We start from the raw sequence: 24,647 nt of genomic DNA, 5'->3' as shown, positions 1-24,647 counted from the left end.
TTTATTCTAAGCGTTCATCTGGATTTGACCGCTGTCCTGTTGTTTGAGACCGGGACGCCGGAGCGTTCGCCACAATCTGGGATTCGGTAAATCGTTTGGACCACCAATGCGGCTGCTTTCCTTATGTAATCCAGTAAAATTTAGTTTTTATGCATTATTTTTCACTGACTCACTTTTAGGGGATTAGGCCAATTTCATACTTGAATAGGAGGAAAAATATAAACTTGATCCAGAATAGCACATAGGTGGGCCTCTTTGATCGAGTAAGCTGTTTGATTAGCCAGGAAAGCAACCTTGCCCAGATAGAGCATGGATTGGATGTAAAAACCATTAATACATTGTTGATTTGCCATAAAATCAGCCATTCTGTCGCGAAATGTAATGATGCCCTTCATAGCCTTACTGACCTAACTGGTTAGGCCATTTCGTCCTTCTCGTTTGGGTTTGTTGACTTAAATTTAATATAAGCCACAAGGCGGTTTGGCTGTGACTGTGTGTAAGGAGGGAATGAGTTGAGATTCGGGAGTGATTGACCAATACTCAGCTTACGAATGTGTCTGTTAGATAAGTCTATGTCTTATCCTCAGTGAATCATCAGTATGTTTTTAGCGACTGGAACCCAGTCAAAACAAGCCCCTGTCTACATAAAGCTAGTGACGTATCCCCTAGCCGAAGGTGATAAGGTGCCTGGGATATGAAAGTGTTTCTGCTTGTTTTAATCCTTTTGTCCACTTTTATTTGACGATATACATTGTTTAGGAAGGATGAGACTGACATCAGCTCTATTTGAATTTCTACCTGTTTCTTTTGTAGATTAAGTCGGTTTTTGAAGGCAAATCGACTTTGTTGATAATTGATTGATACTGAACGAAACGATAAAACGGATAATTCAGGTTGGTGGGCTGGCATGTCTGATGTTCCTGCAAATGCCTGCCTTGCTTTCCGGGCAATCTGTACTCTTACCCGAACCTGAGGTAATTAATGACCGTCAGGGCTTACCACAGGCATTCGTTCCGGCTATTACCCAGGACCAGCGTGGTTTCATCTGGATGGCGACTCTGGATGGTTTGTGCCGATACGATGGGCATCATTTTAACGTATTACAACCTTCATCGAGCGGACGGCCTTCGCTATCGAGCGTGGGGGTTCTGCATGTAAAACGTAACGAACAGGGGCTGCTTTGGGTGGCCGGGGAGCGTAGCCTGGATTTATTCAATCCGTTGCATGAAACGTTTGTTAATATCTCTCGGCAAGCATTTTACAAACCTTTTTCCGACTATCGACTGACGGCTATTTACCCTGGCCAACGTAACAGCGTATGGCTGGTTTTCATGAAACAGGGCATTGCCCGACTTGATCTGACAACGCAACAAATTCATCATTATCCGATAAATCCCAACGTAGCATCTGCCTTAACCAATGATAAGATTCGGTCGATTGTGGAAGATCGGCAGGGTTTCTTGTGGATTGCTACGTCGGAAGGGCTTGACCGACTGACACCCAAAACCCATCAAATTACGTCTTATCGCCGTCAGTCAACTAAGCTTGCGCTTCCAGAATGGAATCTTCATGGCGTTCACCAACGTAGCAACGGTACGTTGCTGGTGATATCGCGTAACTACCTGACTGTTTTACAGCCTAAAACGGGTCAAACGCGGGCGTTTCCCCTGCCAAAGCCAGTTTCTGATGCAGATGCTGTCCGGTTTGCCATTGATAGCCAGGGTAATGATTACATCAGCTTTGGAAATCAACTACTTCGATTTAAGGATCAGGATGGACTCCAGCCGATCATTTATTCGTCTGAAACCTGGCAGATCAAGAGTCTCTTTATCGATCAGTCGGATGTACTTTGGCTTGGCACCGACGGATCAGGGATACGCCAGTTCAACCTGCGAGCCACTCGTTTTAAGGTTCATCCGTATATCCAGAATTTTCATACCGATTTACTTGTACATCACTTGGGAGTTCCAGCCAAACAACTGCCTGTTTTTCCGGTTGATGCGTCTGTCTACAATTTTCGGTATACGCTGGACAGAAACCAGAAGTTGTGGTTCAACGTAGGAAATACGCCTTTTTATCAACTCAATCTGCAATCCCGGCAACTCACTACGATTCCCGTTCCAGCTTCCTGGCAAAAAAACGACGCCCACTACCCGATCTCACTGACTACCGATCCTGACGGAAAAGTGTGGGCTGTTTGTGATTCAGTCGCTATGTGGTACGACGAATCAAATCGGAGCTGGCAGTCTTTTCCGTTCCGTGTCAAGCCGAATTTGGCTCAGCTAAACGGAAAAAAAACGACTGTTTTTCAGGCTGTCGTCGATAAACAGGCGCTCTGGATTTCGACGGGTTCGCAGGGGTTGTTCCGCATCGACCGTTCCTCGGGCCGCGTTCGCCAGTTTGTCCACCAGCCGAACGATTCAACCTCCCTGAGTCATAATACGTTGTTTTGTTTATCCAGCGACCCCAGCGACCAAGATATTCTCTGGATTGGTACGTTCGGAGGGGGCTTGTGTCGGTTCGATAAACGTACTGGCAAATGCCAACGTATCACGAAGCTGCATGGTCTGCCAAACAACGTAGTATATACCGCTATACCTGACCAGCAGGGTAATTTGTGGATTGCCACCAATAAAGGCTTATGCCGGATGAATCGACGTAACGCCATCAATGGTACTGTTACGTTCAGGACGTATAACCGGAAGGATGGCTTACTTGCCGATGAGTTTAACCGGTTTCATTTTCTGCACTTGCCCGGACGAGGGGCTGCCGATGATCGCGTGATACTGGGGGGACTGGAAGGCATAACTGCTTTCGAACCTGAGGCACTCAGTGATGATCGCTTTCAGCCATCGGTCGAACTAACGACTATCGAAATTAATAACCGACAAGCCTCACCAGCCTTGATTGATTCTTTACCGGTTCAGGCGGTTCAGGAATTACAGTTACCTCATAATCAGAATTACCTAACCGTAGGATTTGCGGCTTTACAGTTCAATAACACCAGCCGACTTCAGTACCGGTATCAGTTGAAGGGATTGGACAACGACTGGATTTATACGTTCCGCCCCGAAGCTATATACACAAACCTTAGCCCCGGCACGTATACACTTCGGCTCAATGCATCCAATACGTCAGGAATCTGGAGCTCGCATATACGTAACGTAACGATCACGATTCACCCCCCCTGGTGGGCTACTTGGTGGGCTTATGCGCTCTATGTCGTTACGTTGGGAGGAATCATACTCGCCCTGGTTCGGGCTTACTGGCGACGGAAGGAAGCCGAGCAATTGAAGGAACTCGATGCCATGAAAACGCGCTTTTTCTCGAACATAACCCATGAGTTCCGGACTCCACTGACCCTGATTCTGGCTCCGACTCAGCAATTGAAGCAGAAACTGCATGAACCGGATGATGTTCGCCGATTAGCAGCAATTGACCGTAATGCCCATCAATTGCTGGAATTAGTCAATCAACTGATGGATTTGTCGAAACTGGAAGCGAAAGCACTTTCAAGCGAGGAGACGTTAGGGGATCTGGTTCAATTCGTGGATGAAGTTGTTCAGTCCTTTGGTCCGCAAGCCGAAGCTAAAGGCATTCGACTCCGTTTTACTACGTCCGATATGGCTTCTCAATACGCTTTCGATGCCCGTAATCTGGAACGTATCATCTACAATCTGGTGTCAAATGCCCTTAAGTTTACGCAAGATGGGGGAGAGGTTTTGGTGCATCTGGCCCCATCCGTTACGTTAACCGTTTCCGATTCGGGGGTGGGGATTCCTGCGGAGAAACTGCCACACATTTTTGATCGATTTTATCAGGCAGATGATTCAAGTACCCGTCAGCAGGAAGGCACCGGCATTGGACTGGCTTTAGTGAAAGAACTGGTTGATCTGCAAAAAGGAAGCATTTCTGTGGAAAGTACGGTTGGTCAGGGAACCACATTTACGGTAAAGCTACCGTATCAACCAGCGCAGGCAGTTCTACCCGTTACTAATGAACAGCCTTTATCAGCGGCCGATTCTACTGAAACGTTTACTTATGAACGTTCAGGAGAAAGCCCCGTTATTCTTCTGGTGGAAGACAATTCGGAACTGGCTACAGTTATCGCGGAGAGTTTACCGACTAGTTATCAGATTTATCGGACGTCGAACGGGGCTGAAGGTGTTGAACAGGCCATCCAGTTAGTGCCCGATCTCATAATCAGCGACGTATTGATGCCTATTATGGACGGCTATACGCTCTGTCAGCAACTTAAAGCCGATCAACGGACGAATCATATTCCTATACTATTGCTCACCGCCAAATCGTCGCACGAAAGCCGGATTACGGGACTGACGGTGGGGGCAGATGATTATATTACCAAACCATTTCATCCGCAGGAACTTCAGCTTCGGGTGCGCAACCGACTCGAACAACGACGGCAACTACGCGACTGGATACGATCATCCCTGACTCGGGTAGACGTAGCAGAAACGAATCAGACACCAGAAACGGACGATCCGTTTCTGACTAATTTGTACACATTAATTGAACAGAATCTGGACGATTCTAGGTTTGGTGCAGATGGATTGATGGAAGAAATCCGGATGAGTCGCATGAGTCTGCATCGTAAAGTAAAAGCGCTGACGGGTATGTCTTCGGGAGAGTTGATCCGAACGTATCGGCTCAAGCGATCTATTCAATTTTTGCTGGAAGGCTACAATAGTTCGGAAACGGCCTATCGGGTAGGCTTTGATAGTCCCGCTTATTTCTCCAAATGCTTCCGTGATACGTATCAACTGACACCCACCGAGTTTGCTACGTCCTTTCGTCGTTGACCTGCGCTACGTCCGATCATACGCGGCAATAACTCTGATTTTTCTTAAAATTTCGCTGGTGGCGCCCAGTTTGGGAAAATTCTTATAGCCTTTGGGAGGAATTTTATAGCCTTTCCTTTAGCCATACACCAGTTTTACGGCTCATTCCGTCACGTAAACCAGACGTTTTATGAAGCCTTTCTTTACCTACTGTTTTGTAATAGCCTGCCTGTTGATGATCGCTTTTAGTCAGCAAACTCTTGCACAATGTGCAGCTAGTGTTAACCCCATTTCTAATCTCACTCTTTGTAACGGTACAGCGAGTGGGGCCATTACGTTCAGCGGTTCAACGGATAGTTATTCCTGGACCAATTCGAATCCTTCGATTGGTTTGCCGGCCAGTGGTACGGGTAATATCAGCTCGTTTACAGCGATGAATGGGGGAAATACACCCCAGCAGGCTATCATCACTGTAATCCCGAAAGGGATACTACCAACGGTATACATCAGTACCTATAATCCAACGAATGATCGAGGTACGGTGCATGTGCTCAATTCAGCTACCAATGTGGAGCTGACCAGCATACCGGTGGGCAATTTGCCATTTGGCACTGTCATCAGCCCAGATGGTAGCAGAATCTATGTGACTAATCAGCTCAGCAATAATGTGAGTGTGATTGATGCGGCTACTAACACCGTCTCCGCTACTATTGGCGTAGGAAATAGGCCATGGGGGCTAGGCATCAGCCCGGATGGTAGTAAAGTGTATGTGGCTAATAATGTGAGTGATAATCTAAGTGTGATTAATACGGCTACTAACTCAGTTATTGCCACAGTTAGCGTTGGCAATAACCCTCAGGGTGTAGGGGTAAGCCTGGATGGCAGTAAAGTATATGTGAGCAATGGAGTGGACGATAATGTGAGTGTGATCAACACGGCTACCAACACCGTTTTAACTACGATTAGCGTAGGTGACAATCCGCTGGGTGTGCGGGTGAGCCCAGACGGTAGTAAAGTATATGTGGCTAATATTAATGATACGAAAGTGCATGTCATTAACACGGCTACTAACACGGTTTCCTCCACCATTGGAGTGGGTATTGGGCCTAGCAACCTGTGTTTCAGTCCAGATGGCAGTAAAGTATATGTGGCTAATTATGAAAGCAAAAACGTAAGTGTGATCAACGCGGCTACAAGCACCGTCTTAACTAGCATCAATGTAGTTTCTCGACCTTTGGGCATCGCTATTACACCTGATGGAAGCAAAGTTTACGTAGCTAATCAGGCTTCTAACAGTGTGAGTGTGATTGATGCGGCTACTAATACGGTATCGACAACGTTGAACTTTGTAGATATCGTTTCGGGGAATTTGGGGGATTTTGTGGGCCGGGCCGCCTGCTCAGGTACTCCAGAATCTTTCACCATCACCGTATTGCCCACGCCTACAGCCAGTCTCATCAGCAGCGGTACGCTCACCTGTGCTAACCCGAGTGTTACGTTGACGGCTACCGGTGGTAGTCTTTACGCATTTAGGGGACCAGGCGAATCCACGCTGGGAATTCTCAGCCAAAGTCCTACGTCCGGTACCGCTTTGGTTAATAGCCCTGGCCTCTACTCCGTCACCGTCACCACGGCTAGTGGGTGTACCACCACTCAATCGCTCACCGTAGAACAGAATATCGCTTCGTCTTCGGTGAGTATCAATCCGAGTAGTGCTACGTTAACCTGCACCAGTCCCACAGTGAATCTGTCAGCAGTGGGCAGTGGTACGTTTCGCTGGAACACCGGAGCTACTACGTCCTCCATCAGTGCAACGGCAGGAGGGCCTTACTCTGTTACCTTGACGGGCGCCAATGGCTGCTCGAATACAGCATCGGTCAGCGTGAGTGCCGATCAGACTCCGCCTTCGGTAACTATCAATCCGAATAGTGCTACGTTAACCTGTAATACGTCCTCGGTGAGCTTGTCGGCAGTGGGGAGCGGTACGTTCCGCTGGAACACAGGCGCCACTACGTCGGGTATCTCAGTAAGTTTGGCTAATACGTATTCGGTGACGCTGACAGGCTCCAACGGCTGTACAGCTACGGCTAGTGCCAGCGTTACGTATCAGAACTGTGCGCCTACGGTGGCCAATGCCATTCCACCTCAATCCGCTACGGTCGGGAACGCCTTTAGCTACACCATCCCGGCCACTACGTTCACCGATGCCGAAACCCCCAACAGCCTTACCCTAGTGGTGAGTGGACTACCAGCTGGTTTGAGCTTCGTTTCGCCCAACACCATTACGGGTACCCCCTCCACAACAGTAGGCTCACCCTTTAGTGTGACGGTAACGGCTACAGACCCCGGAGGCTTGTCGGCCAGTACCAGCTTTAGTCTGACGGTGCAGCCCCGCAGCTTTGCCATCACTGGGGTGACCATGCTGGACTGTAATCACATCAGCTATTACGAGCGACGCATCAACTTCACGGTTAGTTTTGAAGCCACCAATGGCCAACCCATTAGTCTCTCGGCGGTCAATGAGGCCAGGACTGTCGCCATCCATGAGCCCTATCAGTTGAACCTGTTCACCGACAATCCGGTGATTGTCTTCAAGGCTCGTCAGCAGGGTACTCCTGGTGAAGCTACTTTTAGCTATAACTGGCTGGCTTTTTGTGCCAACGGCAATCCCAGGGTAGAAAATGCAATCCCTCCTCAGTCAGCGACGGTAGGCCAGGCGTTTAGCTATACTATCCCGGCCACTACGTTCACCGATGCCGAGACAGCGAATAGTCTTACACTTTCGGTGGTGGGTCTACCAGAGGGGCTAAGTTTTGTGGCCCCAGCTACCATCGCCGGTACCGTGTCGGCTTCGGCCAGTGCTTTCTACAGTGTGACGGTGACGGCTACCGATCCGAGTAGTGGTTCGGTGGATGCGATTCTGCCCTTGGGTGTAGTGAATCCAGGCGGCTGCGGGAGTATGTTCACCCTGAAAGCAGGCAACTGGAATGACGCCAGTGTGTGGTCGTGTGGCCGTATCCCGGTGTTCACTGAGGCAGTAACACTGAACCATACGGTGAGCTTGCCGTCTACTTATCAGGCACAGGCTTTGCGGGTGATTTATTCGCCAACTGGCCGACTGATATTTGGTGCCAGTAGTCGGTTAAGGCTGGGAGCCAATTACAATTAACCTCTGCAATACGTGTACTGTAGCATACAAATCAAACCTAGTTCTCCTACGACTACAGTACATGGTCAGCCCATACTGTCTCAGTAAGCCTTAACACCAATAGTTACGTTCTAGTAGCTCTACTTTGCTGATGAAGTCAACTCCTCACTTAAAAGCCCACCGCCCCGATAGTCAGCCCCAGGTAAGCTGGCTGCTGGCCGAAGGGAACTATACCCATGTGTATGTTCACAATGGTAGTTACTCCCTGTCGGCCATCACCCTGGGCAAAGTCTGCCAACGCTATCCGTATCTGGTGCGGTTGAGCCAGCAGTTGGCTGTTGATCCTGGTCTGATTGTAAGCTGGCACCGGCCCGGGTCCAAACAGTTAGTGGTAGAGCTGGCAGGCTGTGGTAGTCCACAGATGGTGGTGGTTCCCCGTCGTCGCATCCGTGAGGTGAGACAGCTCTTACGCCACCTTCAAGTCTAGTGTCACGCCTTCCCTACTACAAGCTGGGATTATTTCTTTATCTAGAATTAACAGACAAGGATCGTATTGACGGATTGGAACGACTTATGAAGCAGCTTCTGGAGAAGAAATAAACTACTTTTTGACCATCCCATTACGGCCCAGCTAACCACTGGGCTTTCTTTTTACCAGCTCATATGCCACTTAGGTAAATGGTTTTGTTGTTCGCTGTCCATTACCCTTAGTAGAACTAGTGGACGGACAGATAAAGTGAGACTGAGTATTGGGAAAGTTATGGATTTCTTCCGTCACGGAGAAAGTCAGCTACCAACTTCTTGGATATGTAGTAATTAGTTGTCTCCGTCACAGGTAAAAATAGCCCATTATCTGAGTAAGCTGAAGGTTCTTCCGTTACAGAAACAACTCGCTTCTAGACTTGCAACAGTATACTGGAGATTTTTTTCAGGCAGCCATCTGAGAGGTGTAAAAATAAGATTCCTGTTGAGCAGGTGTCTGATACTTCAGGCTTAAATGTCTCCGCCGACGATTGTACCGCACCGGCGGCCCGGCAGCCCTCAATATACTCGGAGGTGGCCAACCGGGCTGCAGCCCGGTTGGAAAGTCAGTATGATTTAGCAATTCGCTTTTGAATGTTTTGAAAAAGCTCTCCGACACGGCATTTCCCGGCAGTTGCCCTTGCGACTGCTCCGGCAGCCCGGTCATACTTTGCACGACAGGCAAGCCTTTTAACTGACCCCGAAATTCATTGCAGGCATACTGGACACCGCGATCTGACCGGGTCGCCGGAGCGATGAAATAGAAGTTCACCCTCTATACTCCTGTTTTGAGAGCCATACGCCATACTGCTACGCTCGTATCGACAGCTTTCAGACCATCATTCAATGCCTATCCGATTACTTTTCGGTCTGCCAAATCCAGTACTGTTGTCAGATATAGCCAATCCTCACCGGTCGGAATGTAAGTAATATCGGACACCCACTTCTGACCTGGCTTATCTTTGTAGCAGGCGAAGGGGTATAATTTCAATATAACTATTTTTTGGGAGAGGGTATCTGGGCTACATCGATGGGTGCTTCTCGGATCACGTCAGGCACAAATTTACGATCGATCAATTCATCCATCGGGGTACGTTTTGTTAACAGTCCCATGCTCAAGCCCATATCTTCAATGCGGGCCAGGTCTTTATCGGTTGGGGTGAGGTTGACGTAGCTCACCCGTTTTGGGTCAGCTGTGAGCACATATTTCAGCACTTTCTCGTCTTGCCGGTAATACGGCGCTACCAATTTGGCTGCTTCCGCCCGGTGGGTTTCCGCCCACGCACCTGACTGCGCAATTCCCCGGACCAGATCCTGAACCATGTCGGGCTGGCTTTTAATGAGATCTTCATGGACAACTAACGCGCAGGAAATAAAGCTGGGCCATATATCCCGCGCATAGTACAGCACGCGTCCTATTCCGTCGAGTTCGGCCTTAGCGCAAAAGGGCTCACCTACGAAGTACGCATCGATCGCGCCCGCAGCGAGTGAGGTTGGCATATCGGGTGGGGGCAATACAACAAAGTTGATGTCAGTAGGCTTCATTTGATAATCCACCATCAGCTTATGCAGCACGAAATTCTGATTACTGAACAGACTGGGAACGGCTACTTTCTTTCCCTTCAGATCGACTAGGCTTCGGATCTTGCTGTTCTTGCCTACTACCACCTCCGAGCCGTCCCGGTGCCCCAAATAACAAATTTTTACGGGTACACCCTGCTCCCGAAGCTTCATCGCTAACGGCACGATCATAAACGTTGCCTGAACTTGTTTGGCTTCCAAGGCACTGACGACCGTCGGGAAATCGGTAAAGACGCGCGAATTGAAATTGGTATTGGTTGCCGTTGTCTTGGATGCGAAGTCGGTAACCGGACAAGTAAGGTGACAGGTGACGGGTAAAAAGCCCACCGTAAGCTCTCGGTCAGCATGCTTGTTGCTTCCTTTATGAACAACGGCTGCGCCAGACCCAGTAAAGGGCCGATAACGAAGGATGCCCAGCACGGTAATAACCGCGACAACGCCGATAACAATTTTTATACCTGCTCGTTTCATCATGCCAGCAAGATACATAGGAAGGGTTGATGTGTCAACACGCTGCTATACAGTCACGCCATCGGTATTGTTCAGACCTAGCGCCCGTAGGATCATCCGCATGGCCTCAACGACTTCATCGTCTGCCAATCCTCGAGGACGAGGAATGGTAATAGGTAGTTCCTGGCAAATCGTGGCCGGTCTTTTGGATAATATCAGAACACGATCAGCCAACTGAGCCGCTTCCTCAATATCGTGCGTCACGAAAACTACTGTTCGCGGCCTTTTCTGGAGCACCCGCGCCAACTCACGGCGCATAGTCAGTCGGGCCTGATAGTCCAGCGCGGAGAAGGGCTCGTCCATCAATAGGATGTCTGAATCACCGGCAAGTACTCTGGCTAACTCGGCCCGCTGCCGCATACCACCCGACAATTGATGAGGGTAGTGATTCTTAAAACTGGTAAGATTGACCAGCTCGAGCAGTTCCGCTATCTCATCGTCGCGTTGCTTTGGGTCTGGCACCGATCGAAGACCAATGCCGACATTCTCCCATACCGTTAACCACGGAAACAATCCATCCTGCTGGTACACCGTACGGGCAGTACCCTGCCTGGTAATCTTTCCAGACACCGGCGCCATATGACCCGACAGCAAATCCAACAGGGTTGTTTTCCCACACCCACTTGGACCAACCAACATTACCACTTCGTTGACCTTGACCTCAAGGGTAAGATTCTCCAAGACCGCTACCTCGCCATAGCGATGCGATACCTGATCAACGACTAACTTGCTCGCTTGCTTATCGTTCATAGCCCCACCGGACTGCCGGTAATTTTGTTAACTCAGCAAAAAGACGATCGATGCCCATGCCCAGCGATCCGATTACGATCATGTAACAAACTGCAGAATCCAGGCGCAATCCGTTCCGAGCCTCCCAGATACCATACCCCAATCCATCTTGACAGCCCACCATCTCCGCGGCTACAATTACAACCCAGGCAATTCCATAGCTCATTCGCAGGGCGGTTATAACCTGGGGAAGTACGGCTGGGAAGGTCACCTGAGTCAGGAGTTCTATGCCGCTATAGTTATAATCTTTGGCGACCCGAAAATAGATGCTCGGAATACTAGCTACGGCGACCATAGTGGCGAGTGTCATCGGAAAAAAGGTTGCCATAAAGATCAGGAAAATGGCCGGCTTATCCCCAATGTGAAACCAGAGGATGGCAAACGGTATCCACGCCAGGGGTGACAGAAATCGAAAGAAGTTGAGCATGGGCACAAGTGCCTGGCGCGCCTGAAGATGCTGCCCCAACCATAAGCCAATCGGTACGCCCAGACCCACTGCCAGCACAAACCCGATGGCGACCCGCCAAAGTGAAGCAACGATATCGTTCAGCAGCCGCCCGGCGGTTAATTCTTCCTGAAAGCTTACCAAGACAGAGGCTGGAGAGGGGAACGCATATGCCGGAAACAAATTGAGCGCCGAAATTCCATACCACAGGAGGATCAAACCCAACAAAACCAGAATGGAAGAGAATCTACCTAGCCGTGAACTTACTTTTTGGGTTGATGGTGGAGAACTTTGTCTAGTCATACTGTCTTGTTTTATTCTTAGTTCAGCTTTTCCTGCGTTCTGCCGCAGTTGAGCATCAGTTGCCCCATATAAGGATTAAGGAGTTCTTCGGTTTCGCTTAGCCAGGTGGCACCCTGATTATTGCGTGCCATGGGACAATACTGGTAATACAACGGAGCGGTATTCACCCGAAACGCTTTCACCAGAGCATACATCGCTTCGCTCACCCCTGCCAGCCCCGATCGGGCCTGTTCAATATCGGTACTTTGGCTGATGATGAGCAAATCCGTTTTGAGTTTAGCGGATTGAATGAAATAAAAATCCATCTGCTCCTCCGTCAGTCCCGACATGACCACTTTATTGGTTGTCGATAACAGGTTGGCAACTGCCGACTTTGCTGGGGCCAGACGATCGTTGATCAAAGCTTGGTTTACGGTAAAATAGACTTTTAACCAATCTCGGATCTGATCTTTAACCCTGGGTTCCGCACTAGTGAATAAGGGTAAGGATACAGTGGCAGCCTTGTTCTGGGAATCTGACGCATGGTCTGCTTCATGTCGGTGCTGAGAGCATGCGGAAAGTAACGAGATAACGAGGGAACAAACAACTGCTAACGGATAGCGTTTCATAGACACGAAAGTAAATGTTCTTAACGACATCTTATTAGGGTAGTCTTAGGCATTGCTTTTGTTACCGCCCCAACAGGGCTGCCGAAAAGGGTGATGCTCCATTCGTATTAACCCATTGATCGATAACGAGAATTGTGGACGATCTTCAAACTAGCCCGATTTATTCTCAAGTGCTAACCTGGTCTACAACAACTTATCAACTTAATTTAGTAGCTCATACAAACAAGTATTACCAAGTTGTACTGGATGATTCACTGATCAATTGGTTTTTCGGGAATCGCCTATTGAATTGCTTATAACATCGAAGCCACTGAATGAGCTCATTCAGAAACTATACTAGGATGAAAATAGCCGTTCTACAAACGAATGTCAACGGATTGCTTTCGAGGTATCTATTCAACATGGTGGGTAGCATTGGTAGACATTTGCGGTGCCTTAGCGGTCCGGTATTTTTATGTTAACCAGCAACTGGTTAATATGGTCAAGTAGGATTAGTAGGCTACTGACTTGTCCGATAAGATAAAAGCCTTGATTCATGTAACGTGAAGGCGTTGTAAATTTGTCACCTAATCTTTTATCCTTTTATTCACTTTACAAAACAAAACCAATGGAAAGTAACGATCAAGTCCTGAAAAATCAGGAAACTATTTTGTCCAATCAGGAAACTATCCTCAAAAATCAGGAATCAATCTTGTCGAATCAGGGAACTCTGGATTCTCTGCTAGAAAATCAAAAGACCATTATTCAGAACCAGGACTCCATCCTGGGTAATCAGGGTGGTATTCTCAAAAATCAAGAGGCATTAGACAAGATTCTGGCTAATCAGGAACAGATTCTAAAGTTATTGAACAAATAGTATCTGCATTCCCAGTCCAACAGTTAATCCTTCCAGTTTGAGATGTCTGTTGTCAATCTACATATGACACAAACAGCTCCGGCAAACGTTGGGGCTGTTCTTTTACTGATTCACGTTACTTACATCGTTGCTATACTTGGCGGAGAAAGCGATTTCCTACTACTAATTGTAAAAAGGTAGTGTCTCAGTTTGAATTTTCTTCGGATATTTTTATGATTTGCTCTAAGTCGGTGTCTTCTTGTTGGTGGCGCGCCTTCATTTGTCCAAGTTCTTCTTGTTGGCTCATCAATAATCCGCCTAGACGACTAGCCTGTCTAATTGACAAGTCGGCACTAGCCTTTATCGCATTACAATAGAGGGAGGGTAGCGTATCAATATTTTCATGTGCGAAGACCCGAACAGTACGCTGATTAATTAACAGCGTCTTCCATTCCAGTAAATGGCGTTTTAGTAATTTTATACGGGCACTTAAAAAGGTTTCGGCTTGGTTGGGTTTCATAAGGCTGTTGATTAAGGATGTAGATTAACCTGTCAGTTTAACAACCTGTTGGATGCTCATCGGGCGGCTGGTAAGTCCGGCTTCCATTGCCGGGGTAACGCGCAAAGTCTTATGCACCTTGCAGAAGTTGTAATATTCAAAGTGTAACGCAATCGCATGGCACTGATTCTCAATCTTTTTGCTGAACGTGTTGGTTAACCGTGTAAACCGTCTCATGTGCATACCCATGGTCAGATTTTGCTGTTCGACGTAGGACGTAGAAATGTGTGCTTCATCGGGACGACCGTCAATCACTTTCTTAATCGTGCCCGAACAATCAGCAGGTGAATACCACTTATCGTTGTTTTCGCCCTCTGTAGAGCCGTAAACCTTATTCGGTTGAGTGAGACACTACCCATACCTGGAAGCAAGGAACCGCCCATTGGCTCACAAATAAACTGCGTTTAGGTTTAGTAGTGAACTGTAAATAGGCCGAAACACCCATAGACCCGAGAGCCGCCCACAGAAATATATCTGAGAGGAGTTTCGCGGTTTGTTCTTCAATGGCGGTGGCCACGGGTCTTCTTTATGTTTTAGATTGTCTAATGGAGATTTGATTTAAAAAATGGTAGTGGGTACATACTACGTTTACTGAGCGATAAAGCAATCAGAATGAATTTTCATCTACGCTTTGAAGTACATACAAAAACGACCGCCCTTTTCCACCCTATCCTGACAAAGCCAACACATTCTGACTTGGGAAGACTTAGATAGCTGACCAGTTTTGCTTTACTTTCTACGCTAGTGCGGTTAAACTGACTAACAGGTCGGCTACCCTGGAGTTTAGAAACGCATCCTGAAAATTTGGCAAAGGACTATCGATGACGATTCAGTCCATAGCCTAACTATAATTTATCATTAGGTAAGGCAAATAGGTTAGATGTATGGATGAGTGAAGGAAATCACGTCAATAAAGACAGCTTTAGCTATGTCCGCTTACTAAGCACTTGCTGTTCCTTACGCCTGAGTCAGCAGTGTTTCGTTCTTAAACGGCTCGAGCGTATTTATGCTGATGAACAATTCAGTCCCTCCCAATACAACGCCATTACTCCACGTACCGCCAGCAACCGATAGTGCGAACGAAGAAACCCTGCTTATTCCGCGACTTGAAGAGCAGTTGCACATTGATAAACAGCTTGTTGAAACGAGTCGGGTCTTAATTACCAAGACCGTTCGGGAAGAGCCACAGACAGTTCAGATACCCCTGATCAGCGAGACAATCGAGATTGAGCGAGTCGAACTAAATCAATACGTGGAGGAACCACCCCTTACCCGTCAGGAAGGGGATACGACGATTTATCCAGTGATGAAAGAAGTACTGGTGATTCAGAAACGGCTGATGCTGGTCGAAGAAATTCGGGTTACCCGGCGACAGATCCAAACCCAGCAAACCCAGTCGGTGCCACTCCGCCGGGAAGACGTCCACATCGAACGTATCGATGCATCCTCAGGACGTCCGGCTCCACATGGGCCTTCGTTATAAATCAAGTTTTTTCATTTTTAATTAGTGCTATCATGACCCAACAAACTGTTGTAGGTATATTCGACGATGCTACGGAAGCTCAGCAAGCCGTCGATCAATTACTAAGTAAGGGCTTTGCCAGTAGTCAGGTAGACCTCTCAGCCGCTGTATCTGGTACGTCCAGTGACTCCGATTCATCAAGCCAGGATCGCAATACGAATATCTCCGGAACCCGGACTGAAGACCGTTTCAATGACACAAAAGACACTAGTAGTGGCATTGGCAATTTCTTCAGTAATTTATTCGGGGGCGACGATGAGGAAGATACCCGGAAATACGCCCAGGTAGCCAGTCAGCATTCAGTAGTGACGGTACATGCCGAAACTGAGGACGAAGCCGAACAAGCCGCTGACATTCTGGACGAAGCGGGTGCAATTGACGTAGACGAACGGGCGGCCAGCTACGACAGTCTAACGACGTCCCCTAGTGCGTCTATGGGAGCTGCTTTTACTGATACGTCAGTTACCCCTGCAGCATTAGATACCGAGAGCGATCAGTCTATCAAAGTAATCGAAGAAAATCTGGAAGTAGGCAAACGGACGGTCGAGACGGGTGGAGTACGATTGCGTAGCCGCATCGTGGCCAAGCCCGTTGAAGAAAGCATTCGCCTGCGGGAAGAACGCGTGACGGTTAGTCGCACCCCGGTCAACCGTCCGGCAACGGAAGCTGATCTAACTGCTTTTCAGGAGGGGCAGATTGAGTTGTTTGAGCATGCGGAAGTGCCGGTTGTATCGAAGACGGCCAACGTAGTGGAAGAAATTGCGGTAGGCAAAGCTGTTACGGAACGGGACGAGGTCATCCACGATACCGTTCGCAAGACCGAAGTGGATGTTGAGAATTTAGGTTCGACGAACCAGACGACTGGTACCCAGTCTACGGATCTGGATGACGACGTAACGTATTCGACGAAATAAGCGAAGTAGCTGCCGACAACGGATAGCAAGCCAAACCGGTTTTCTGTCCATTGTCGGCACTTTTTTTAACATCCTTCTCCCAACTTTCTAATGGCTACTACTTTACTTGACCAACTGCGGTCAATCTTCACAACCCCCTCTGTCGCTGATTTGGCTCGCTTGCTGAATGAAGCCAATGCACCAGTTCAAAAAGCAGTCGATGGGTTATTACCCGCTATCGTTAGCGGAGTTGTCAACAGAGCTCAAAGCGATGATGGTGCCGCTACGTTGAACCGTCTGCTGACGAGTACGCCTTTCGATACGGACCCCAGTTTAAAGAAATTAGCCGAAAACGGCACTCATCGACAAAAAGCGGCTGAAACGGGTAATCAGCTATTAAGTGAACTGATACCCAATCAATCGGGGAGGTTGGCAGAGTCGACAGCTCAATACAGTGGCATTAGCCTGGAATCAGCTACTACGTTGACGGGGTTAGTAATGTCGATACTAATGGGTTATCTGCACAAACAGGTAAAAGCCCGAAATCTGACACGCGCGCAACTGGTTGCCTTACTGGCGAGTGAAAGTGATACGGTACGTGGGTTGATTCCCGCTGCCCTGGCCGGATCTATCGGCTGGTTGATTGGAAGTGATACAGGTGCGACAACTTCAGCTAACGTATCACCGGCTCCCGCGATCGGCCCAACGGACCGCGAAACAGAGACGAAAGCCGCTGGATTCCCTCTGTTACGTTGGTTACTCATTGGGTTAGGCTTGCTGATCCTGTTGTTTTTGCTGCTGCGAGGTTGTAATCGTAAAGATGAAAAAACGACAACGACCGGGGCTGACTCAACTAGCTCCATGAGCACGGCAACGGATACAATTGCCAGCGATCTGGATGGGAGCGAGGCCACTCCTCAAGTACGCGTAGGCGTCGATCTGCCGGGTGGGCGCAAGCTGAACGTAGCGGAGAATTCATTCAATTACACACTCGCGCAATTTTTAGCCACCAAAGGCGGACAAGTCCCCAAGGTCTTCACCTTCGATAACCTGACCTTCGAGACCAATTCTGCCCGCATTACGTCGGCAGCCCAACCGAACGTCGATGATCTGATCCAGATTATGCAGGCATATCCAACGCTGGCCATCGGCATTGAGGGTAACACCGACAGTACCGGCGACGATGCGATCAATGATCCACTGTCTGCCGAGCGAGCCGATGCGGTCAAAGCGGCTTTAGTGAACGCCGGGATTGAAGGGCCCCGAATTTCGACGCGGGAACGGGGCGATACTAAGCCAGTCGCTTCGAATCAGACTGAGGCCGGTCGACAACAGAATCGACGTATCGATATAGTCGTCACCAAGTTATAATCTTCACGTACTACCCGATTGTCGTTACGTCAAGAGGTGATCGGGTAGTAACAAGTAGGTACGTAGTTACCGTTTACAACTAAGTGCAATGAATAAATCTCAGCCGTCATTACGAACGACAATCAGTATTGGTGTTGGAATTGTTACGTTCCTGCTCATTCTCTCTTTCGTTGAGTACGAATCGTTAAGCAGGTTGATCTTAACCTTTATCAAAGGGCTGAAGCCTGCTCACTAAGCACAAAAGGTATCCGGCCTGGATCTATTACATAGCTGCTATTTTATATTTTGGCGCGGAGTTTACCCTGACCTACGCCAACCACATGGGCATTCGAATCGAACCGGCTGATAATGCTGTTTACCTGGAACAAACCGAACGGAAGATTTCAGTAGGCGTTATTCCAACAGGACAAAAAGTGGCGCAAGCGAATCAGTAATTCTTGTTTGTAAGTTCACCGATTTAGCTGTGGACTACTAAATTTCCCAATGGGCAATTACTTCGTTCGAGTGCATCTGGGAATTAACGGCTTTCAGACTCGTAGACGTCAAGACTGTATTCTTGTTCAGGCACTGAAATCGGGACGTCTCGAAGCGATTGAACAATCGCAATCATCTCATGACCCAGTCGTCCCTGCTCCTCCAGACTCATCTGGTTATACTGCTGCTGGAGTACTGGCTCCCAAGAGAATAGCTCAGTTTTAGCATCATAAATACCCACTGGTGTATCGCCCGTCGTACTGAAAACCTGGCCCAGGAGATTATCTGCTTCAGCCAGAGTAGCACAGCCAACATGACTGTAAGCATCGTGGTGCAAATAGAGTACTGAAAATCGGTTCATCTTATCGGGCGTTGAGTAAATACTACTTCCTTAAACTCAGGCGAACACATACAGTTCAGGGAAATTAGCTAAGGGGTGCTGAGGCAAATTAGGCGTGCATCTCCTGGCGTGAAAAGTAAGAAGTCTATAGCTGGACACACTCACTTGTCCTTTTGAATGCGTGGCCGTTTGGTACGTTTCGGTTTGGGCTGTGTTGCCGGTACGTCAACCGCCGGTTTTTGTGGTTCAATAGTAGTTTCCATACGTAATTGTAGTCGTTTTTAAAGTATTCACTGATCGGTACTGCTATAGACAATAGCTAATATGTAACGTCACACAAACATCATCTGCTCTGATTTTGTCTCTTCTTGCAAAGATCAAAATCAGAGCAGATAATAAATTGTTATAAAACCACACAAAATTCCTAAGTACGAGGACTGTTTTCAGGAATCTTGCAGGCCCAAAAAGAGAATTCGTTAGCGGTCATAATCAGTAGCTTGTGGATTCGTATTTGTCCAGCCCGATAACCAGTTATCTGCTCCAAAGGCACCCCGATACGCAACGGAGGTCAAGAATGAACTGGTTAGTTTATTTCCTGTTACACTCCCAGCTAACAAGGGTGATGAAGCCTGTGGCAGAAATGTAGGTGTGGTCAGGCTGAACGTAGAACCGTTCAGCAACAGAGCTGGCAGGTCAGTGGGTTGACTGATTTGATTGCTACGTCCACTACCGGTAAAGTAGGTTGTAACCTGGTCGGATGTAAGCACACCAGCCCCTATTGTCGGCGTTAACGTATTGGCAAACACCACCCCTCTGAGATCGATGGTGCCACCGGTCAAACCGGAGCCAGTGCCCATTGATTCCAGTCGCAATCCTTCCGGATAGCCATAAAACAGAGAATTGTAAATGCTGATTGCACTGTTCCGGCGCAGGTATACTGCTGACTTATAAGCACCTGTTCCTTTAGACGTAGCGGTTGTAACAGGCGTAGCACTGAACGCAAAATCACTGATATTGGTAAAAACAGGCGCCGTTTGCGTCAGGGCATTCGCTAACACAACAGCGGAAACATCGGTAGCGACGCTCGGCGTGAAATTTTCCACCTCAAATCCATTGGAACCCGATACATCTGCTACGTCCGGATCACGTAGGGAAACACCAAACTGGACATTGCCAACGTATCCCCAATCGACACTCCAGTTGTCGTCGAAACTGCGGTAGGCAAACAGATTTTTCAGATTAGCCGAACCGCCGAACCAGGAAAACGCGTCCCCACCGCTGTACGAAACCTGAATATGATCGATGATCGTACCCGATCCTACGCCATACAAGGTCAAGCCGCTAAACCGAGATGCTGGCGTGGTAGGCTGTAGCGCGCCCGCGTATTCAATCCGTACGTATTGCAATGTACCTGAGTTATCCAAAGGCTCAGCATAGGTTTCAACCGTGCCGCGCACGCCATTGGGATTAGCCGTTGTACCCAACTGGTTAATAGGCCCTTTGCCAATCAGGAATAAGCCACCCCAATCGCCGTAGTTACGTTGGTTAACCGGTTTGGCCGACGTAAACACAATGGGTTGCGCGGCTGTACCTGCGGCCACTATTTTTCCTAAACGCTCAATAATCAACGTACCTGCCTGATTGGTGCCTAACGGGTCCAGCTCGGGCCCTGCTCCTTTAATAACCGTTCCTGGCTCGATGGTCAGGGTATATTTAGCCGGAATGTAAACCATTCCACGGAGCAGGTAAACCGTATCCTTTTTCCATGTCAGGTTGGCAAAGGTTGTTCCGCGCACCTCCTTCACTGGCTTTATATTAGGAAGACTAACCGTAAACGAACCCTGACTTTGAGCCGTCTGACCACTGGCTGTCACCGAAACGGGACCACTAACGGCTCCAGCCGGTACAACCACCACGATGCGCGTATCTGTAGCCGATACAATAGTGGCTGTAACACCCCCAATGGTAATTGTATTACTACCCGGATCGGTGCTGAAGTTGGTTCCCGTGATGGCCATTGTACTACCAACCGGAGCAGAAGCCGGGTCAATACTAGTGATGCTGGTTACAGGAACCGGCGTAACGATCGAATCGTCGGTTGTTTTTTTACAGGCGACAATTCCCGCCGATATGCTTCCCAAAAAGAGAAACGCGATGAGCAAATGTTTGAATGTTTTCATACGTTGTTTTTAGAAAAAATGTTGTTAATAAATCAATACGTATCATTAGAAATAAAAAACAGTTAATTCAGATCCGTATAAGTAAAGAGTTTCGATCAAGATTGCTTTTTTTGGTAATTGTACAGATTTACGTAACGAAGCGATACTTCTGAACTAGATTTATTAGAAATCCAATTGTACTAATTATGCCAATGCCAATGCACAAGGCAAGCACTGGAGTTGTTTTTAAATTGATGCTTAATGCGAATAAAATAAAATTGCTTACCAGTAAGTAGAATAACGTATTCATACCAATAGGCAGCAATGACGTAATGACGATTGATTTTTTTTCGAGCCAGTTTGTGGCTAAAAAGTATACGTACAATATTCCTGAGGAGCCTACTATCCAATAGATAGAAGGTAAAAATCGTAAAGGAATCTCGTGGTTTGTTACGTAGTAAATGACAAACATTCCACTGCCAAGTACACTTAACAGAAAAATAAACCACTGAAAATCAATCCTGTATTTCGCGAAATAAAGACCAATTAAAAAAGCGGGCAGGTATTGAACAACCGGAAAAATAATGCGGTCTCTATCGCCAATAAATAAATCAAGCGGATAGGGGACTGCCAGGGTACGAGGGAGAAATAACAGGATGGCTACACAAATACATACTGTAATAACAGCAAGAGTTATTGAATCGACTAGCTTTCGAAAGAAAGGAAGAAATAAAAGAACGAGAACCGTAATCAAGAAAAAGGCGAGCAAAAATTCTGAATAAAAAGGGATTTCTATAAAGAAAACAAGTTTTAGTAGATTAGCCCACGAAAACACGTAAGGGTATCCGCTAAAATGTTCGCTTAGGAATAGTAAAGAAGCAATAGCCGATAGATAATATCCAACTAGCGTTTTTAAAGCAGTTTTAGCTATTTTCTTGCGAACCGCTTCTGATTTATTTACCAGGTAAGCACCATAAAAAACATAGCCAAAACAGAAAAAGAATCCTGAAAAAGTGATGAGGTTTACACCGACTGAAAATAACCAGAACATTCCTTTGGGCTGGCTTAATAATTGAATAGAATGGGCCAGGATCATCCCGATCACCAGAAAGGATTTCATGTAATCGATGGATGTATGGCGTACAGTCATAATTATATCAGCATTTAATTAAATCACTACGTTGGCAAAAGTTTAGGTTGATAAAAGCACGTAGCACAATTCCTCAACGTATCGAATCAACCATCGCTTTTGGCGGATGCCGTAAGTACGGATTGGGCGTAGGGAAGCGGCTTATGATTTCGTTCTGTTGACGAGCTGCATTTTCGGCACAGTTCAAGGTATTGATCAGCAATACGTTCGATTGGGAATCTCGTTTTCACGATTCGGACCGCATTGGTTGATAGCCGTTTATACAGCGTCTGGTCCGAAAGGAGTTTATCGACTCCACCAACAATAGCATCAATTTCGGTCACGTCGACGAGCAGGCCCCCGTCTTCAACAACCCAGGGAACTGCGCCACTAGCCTTGCCTGCTACGACCGGAACGCCGTAGCTCATGGCCTCGGCTAAAACCATTCCGAACGATTCTTCCAACGATGTATGCAGCAATAGGGTACTTTGCGCGACGTTCTTCAGTACCTCCGCATGGGGCGTTTGGCCAAAAAGCACTACGTTCGGAACACTATGTTGCTGACAGAAAGCATCGGCTTCGGCTCCCGGCTCAAAGGCGGTTCCAAAGGCCCACAAGAGGGTATCTGGATGAAGCTGCTGAATTTTCTTAAAAGCCAGCAGCGCGTTTTTACTGTTTTTTCGGTCATCCCAACCGTTCACCACCATACTAATGATTGGTTGCTTCGGCGGTGCTACGTTGTCAGCTTTAGCCGGGGTAAATACTGGGTTTGGAACAACCGTTACTGGCTCCTTCACCCATTTCTGAACCGACTCTGCCATGTAGGGCGAAACGGCCGTAAACCACCGTCCCCGCCGAAACGCGTACCGAGCCATGAGCAGCATGAAAAACCGCTCCAGGGTTCGCACATAGCTAAAAATGGTTTGTGCATTATCGTGTACGGTGATGAGCGCATCGGGAGTATAAGCCAATGCGGCCAGGGCAAACTCATACGTCCAGTGCGCGTGCACTACATTGGGTTTGTATTGCTGAAGCACGGCCAATATCTGCTTGCGCTCAAACCGATAAAAGTCAGCCGTCCGACCGGGGCGTTTGCCATTCGGGCGAAAGGTATGTTTACGGCTCGGGACCACTACGTAGGTTAGCTGCTCATCTTCGTACACAAAAGGCGGCTCATCGTCAGCGAGTTTAGGGTCAGTAGTAATCGCCAGTACTTTGTGACCCCGTGCTACGTATTCATGAATGAGGTTCGTAATCAGGGGGGCGCCTTCACGGCCTTTGGGATACGTAGTGAGCCGCTGCCGGGTGGATTCCGACAGTATCTCATTTGTGGCAATGGCACCTAAAACGGCAATGTACATGGCTACTTTTGATTAAAATGGTTGAGTCAGTCGATGAGCAAGCTGGCGGTGAAAGCCAGACGGGCACTCTGCTCGAGCACTGGATAGTAATATTTCTGAATGATGCGGTTAATCTTGGATTCCCAATTCTGATGCTGGGCAAATCGGTAGGCATTCTGCCCCATTTCAATTCGCTCATCCTCATTTTGATACATCCAGGTTATTGCCTTCGCCAGTTGTAAAGCCACCTCTTCTGGTTCGGTAACGGGCACCCGAATGCCGGTTGTCTCGTCGACTAATTCGGCTTGTCCGTGTAAATCCAGCGTCACAACAGGCAGTGTAAACGCCATGGCTTCCATTAACTGAGCGGGGCCGGTATCGCGCAGGCTTGTAAACAGAAAGACGTCGGCTTTGGTATAGTAATTTTTCACCTGTTCGTAATTGACTTTACCGACCCAGGTAACGCGATCTGCCAGGTTGTATTTGTCGATGTATTCGGGCACGTACTGTCCCATTTCTCCATCGCCTACAATGGTTAAATGAATAGGTAATTGGGCATCAACTTTGCTCAATCCATGTAAGGAAAGCTCAAGTGCTTTACGAGGCATCAAGCGACCCACCCACACTAATTCTAACGTAGCATGAGGGGCACGGTAAATCGGTTGGCTTGGGATAAAGCTCCGGCCAATTCCACCAAATTCTTTCTCAACAGCCTTTTTCCGGCCCAGCGCATGAATCATCTGGAGGGTGTCTTCATTCCAGGCCAGTACGTAGTTGGCGTGGCGCACCGACTGATAGCAACCGGGATTGAAATGTAGCATAAGCCCGCTCACCCAGGATCGCATTTTTTCCTTTATCCAATAGTTTTTAAAATAATGACGCATGGATTCGGGGGCCTCCTGACCACCGCCCACCGGCCCGTAAATGAACGGGCGCTTCAGGCGGTACAGAAAACTACCGAGTTGAAGACTGGTGTAACTGACGTGGTGAACTAAATCGAAGGGCTGTTCTTTGCTCAAAGTCAACGCTACCTGTAACGTAGCCCATTGCCAATACAGGTAATGAAAATACATACCCAAAAGGCCCCATTTAACAGCCTTATCAATCCAGCCGGGTACTGTGACATACACAAACGTCAGGTTGGGTTGCGGAGACGCTTTTAGAGCCTTCTCAATTTCTGCCTTACCAATCGTTCGGGTCAAGCACCAGACCTGATAATCCTGCTTACTGACGATAGTAGCGTAATGCCAGCCATTCCCTTCCTCGGACCCTAAATTCGGGACGCAGGCATAGGCAGAGATCAGTATTTTTTTCATAACG

The 24,647-nt window shown here is 47.9% G+C and carries 17 protein-coding genes and 3 pseudogenes; 8 read left to right on the top strand and 12 right to left on the bottom strand.

All coding sequences use genetic code 11. The features are described from left to right. Positions 1-857: 857 nt before the first annotated feature. From IC229_RS12455 to IC229_RS12445, 3 genes are all read left to right on the top strand, one after another. Positions 858-4,820 carry a hybrid sensor histidine kinase/response regulator transcription factor gene (locus IC229_RS12455; RefSeq protein WP_190887306.1) on the top strand — a complete coding sequence of 1,321 codons (3,963 nt, stop codon included), beginning with the start codon at positions 858-860 and terminating at the stop codon, positions 4,818-4,820. Between the two features lie 169 nt (positions 4,821-4,989). Beyond that, entirely contained in the window at positions 4,990-7,968 is a 2,979-nt protein-coding gene (locus tag IC229_RS12450) for a putative Ig domain-containing protein (protein WP_190887305.1), read from the top strand. Positions 7,969-8,098: 130 nt separating this feature from the next. Continuing rightward, on the top strand, positions 8,099-8,434 hold the full coding sequence (locus IC229_RS12445; RefSeq protein ID WP_190887304.1) for a LytTR family transcriptional regulator DNA-binding domain-containing protein: 336 nt from the start codon (positions 8,099-8,101) through the stop codon (positions 8,432-8,434). 888 nt (positions 8,435-9,322) lie between these two features. Here the strand turns inward: IC229_RS12445 and IC229_RS36280 are convergent. The 5 genes and pseudogenes from IC229_RS36280 to IC229_RS12425 form a co-directional block, all read right to left on the bottom strand. Then, positions 9,323-9,427, bottom strand: a pseudogene (locus tag IC229_RS36280) (DDE-type integrase/transposase/recombinase); the annotation flags it as partial. A gap of 38 nt (positions 9,428-9,465) precedes the next feature. Then, entirely contained in the window at positions 9,466-10,539 is a 1,074-nt protein-coding gene (locus IC229_RS12440; RefSeq protein WP_190887303.1) for an ABC transporter substrate-binding protein, read from the bottom strand. Positions 10,540-10,566: 27 nt separating this feature from the next. After that, positions 10,567-11,310 carry an ABC transporter ATP-binding protein gene (locus IC229_RS12435; protein ID WP_223833969.1) on the bottom strand — a complete coding sequence of 248 codons (744 nt, stop codon included), beginning with the start codon at positions 11,308-11,310 and terminating at the stop codon, positions 10,567-10,569. Then, entirely contained in the window at positions 11,300-12,097 is a 798-nt protein-coding gene (locus tag IC229_RS12430) for an ABC transporter permease (RefSeq protein WP_190887301.1), read from the bottom strand. The genes IC229_RS12435 and IC229_RS12430 overlap by 11 nt, the downstream gene beginning before the upstream one ends. Before the next feature lie 17 nt (positions 12,098-12,114). Continuing rightward, the gene (locus IC229_RS12425; protein ID WP_190887300.1) at positions 12,115-12,705 is read right to left on the bottom strand and encodes a DUF3347 domain-containing protein; all 591 of its coding nucleotides are present in this window, start codon (positions 12,703-12,705) and stop codon (positions 12,115-12,117) included. A 607-nt stretch (positions 12,706-13,312) separates the two neighbouring features. Between IC229_RS12425 and IC229_RS12420 the strand changes: the two genes are divergently transcribed. Continuing rightward, positions 13,313-13,561, top strand: coding sequence for a hypothetical protein (locus tag IC229_RS12420; protein ID WP_190887299.1), 249 nt, complete (start codon positions 13,313-13,315; stop codon positions 13,559-13,561). A gap of 184 nt (positions 13,562-13,745) precedes the next feature. Here the strand turns inward: IC229_RS12420 and IC229_RS12415 are convergent, their stop codons facing one another. Together IC229_RS12415 and IC229_RS12410 are read right to left on the bottom strand one after the other, a co-directional pair. Further along, positions 13,746-14,060: a hypothetical protein gene (locus IC229_RS12415; RefSeq protein WP_190887298.1), complete on the bottom strand. Its 315-nt coding sequence runs from the start codon at positions 14,058-14,060 to the stop codon at positions 13,746-13,748. 24 nt (positions 14,061-14,084) lie between these two features. Further along, positions 14,085-14,390 (bottom strand): annotated as a pseudogene (locus IC229_RS12410) (IS1 family transposase); the annotation flags it as partial. A gap of 721 nt (positions 14,391-15,111) precedes the next feature. On the opposite strand from IC229_RS12410, the gene IC229_RS12405 reads away from it, so the two are divergent. The 4 genes and pseudogenes from IC229_RS12405 to IC229_RS12390 all read left to right on the top strand — a co-directional run. Next, positions 15,112-15,582, top strand: coding sequence for a YsnF/AvaK domain-containing protein (locus IC229_RS12405; RefSeq protein ID WP_190887296.1), 471 nt, complete (start codon positions 15,112-15,114; stop codon positions 15,580-15,582). A gap of 32 nt (positions 15,583-15,614) precedes the next feature. Beyond that, complete coding sequence (locus IC229_RS12400) at positions 15,615-16,535, top strand: YsnF/AvaK domain-containing protein (RefSeq protein WP_190887295.1); 921 nt, start codon at positions 15,615-15,617, stop codon at positions 16,533-16,535. 90 nt (positions 16,536-16,625) lie between these two features. Next, a complete protein-coding gene (locus IC229_RS12395; protein ID WP_190887294.1) occupies positions 16,626-17,885 on the top strand; it encodes an OmpA family protein in 1,260 nt (419 codons plus the stop codon). 254 nt (positions 17,886-18,139) lie between these two features. After that, positions 18,140-18,319: pseudogene (locus IC229_RS12390) on the top strand (ribonuclease BN); the annotation flags it as partial. Positions 18,320-18,402: 83 nt separating this feature from the next. On the opposite strand, the gene IC229_RS12385 reads toward IC229_RS12390, so the two are convergent. The 5 genes from IC229_RS12385 to IC229_RS12365 form a co-directional block, all read right to left on the bottom strand. Next, positions 18,403-18,720, bottom strand: coding sequence for a hypothetical protein (locus tag IC229_RS12385; RefSeq protein ID WP_190887293.1), 318 nt, complete (start codon positions 18,718-18,720; stop codon positions 18,403-18,405). Positions 18,721-19,175: 455 nt separating this feature from the next. After that, positions 19,176-20,879: an IPT/TIG domain-containing protein gene (locus tag IC229_RS12380; RefSeq protein WP_190887292.1), complete on the bottom strand. Its 1,704-nt coding sequence runs from the start codon at positions 20,877-20,879 to the stop codon at positions 19,176-19,178. Between the two features lie 127 nt (positions 20,880-21,006). Continuing rightward, entirely contained in the window at positions 21,007-21,978 is a 972-nt protein-coding gene (locus tag IC229_RS12375) for a hypothetical protein (RefSeq protein ID WP_190887291.1), read from the bottom strand. A 116-nt stretch (positions 21,979-22,094) separates the two neighbouring features. Continuing rightward, a complete protein-coding gene (locus IC229_RS12370) occupies positions 22,095-23,348 on the bottom strand; it encodes a glycosyltransferase family 4 protein (RefSeq protein ID WP_190887290.1) in 1,254 nt (417 codons plus the stop codon). Positions 23,349-23,374: 26 nt separating this feature from the next. Beyond that, a complete protein-coding gene (locus IC229_RS12365; protein ID WP_190887289.1) occupies positions 23,375-24,643 on the bottom strand; it encodes a glycosyltransferase family 4 protein in 1,269 nt (422 codons plus the stop codon). Positions 24,644-24,647: the final 4 nt, after the last annotated feature.

The sequence above is a fragment of the Spirosoma profusum genome, from assembly GCF_014699005.1.
GTDB lineage: Bacteria > Bacteroidota > Bacteroidia > Cytophagales > Spirosomataceae > Spirosoma > Spirosoma profusum.
Note: the sequence above shows the minus strand (reverse complement) of the source record. Positions and strands in the feature narration are given on the sequence as shown.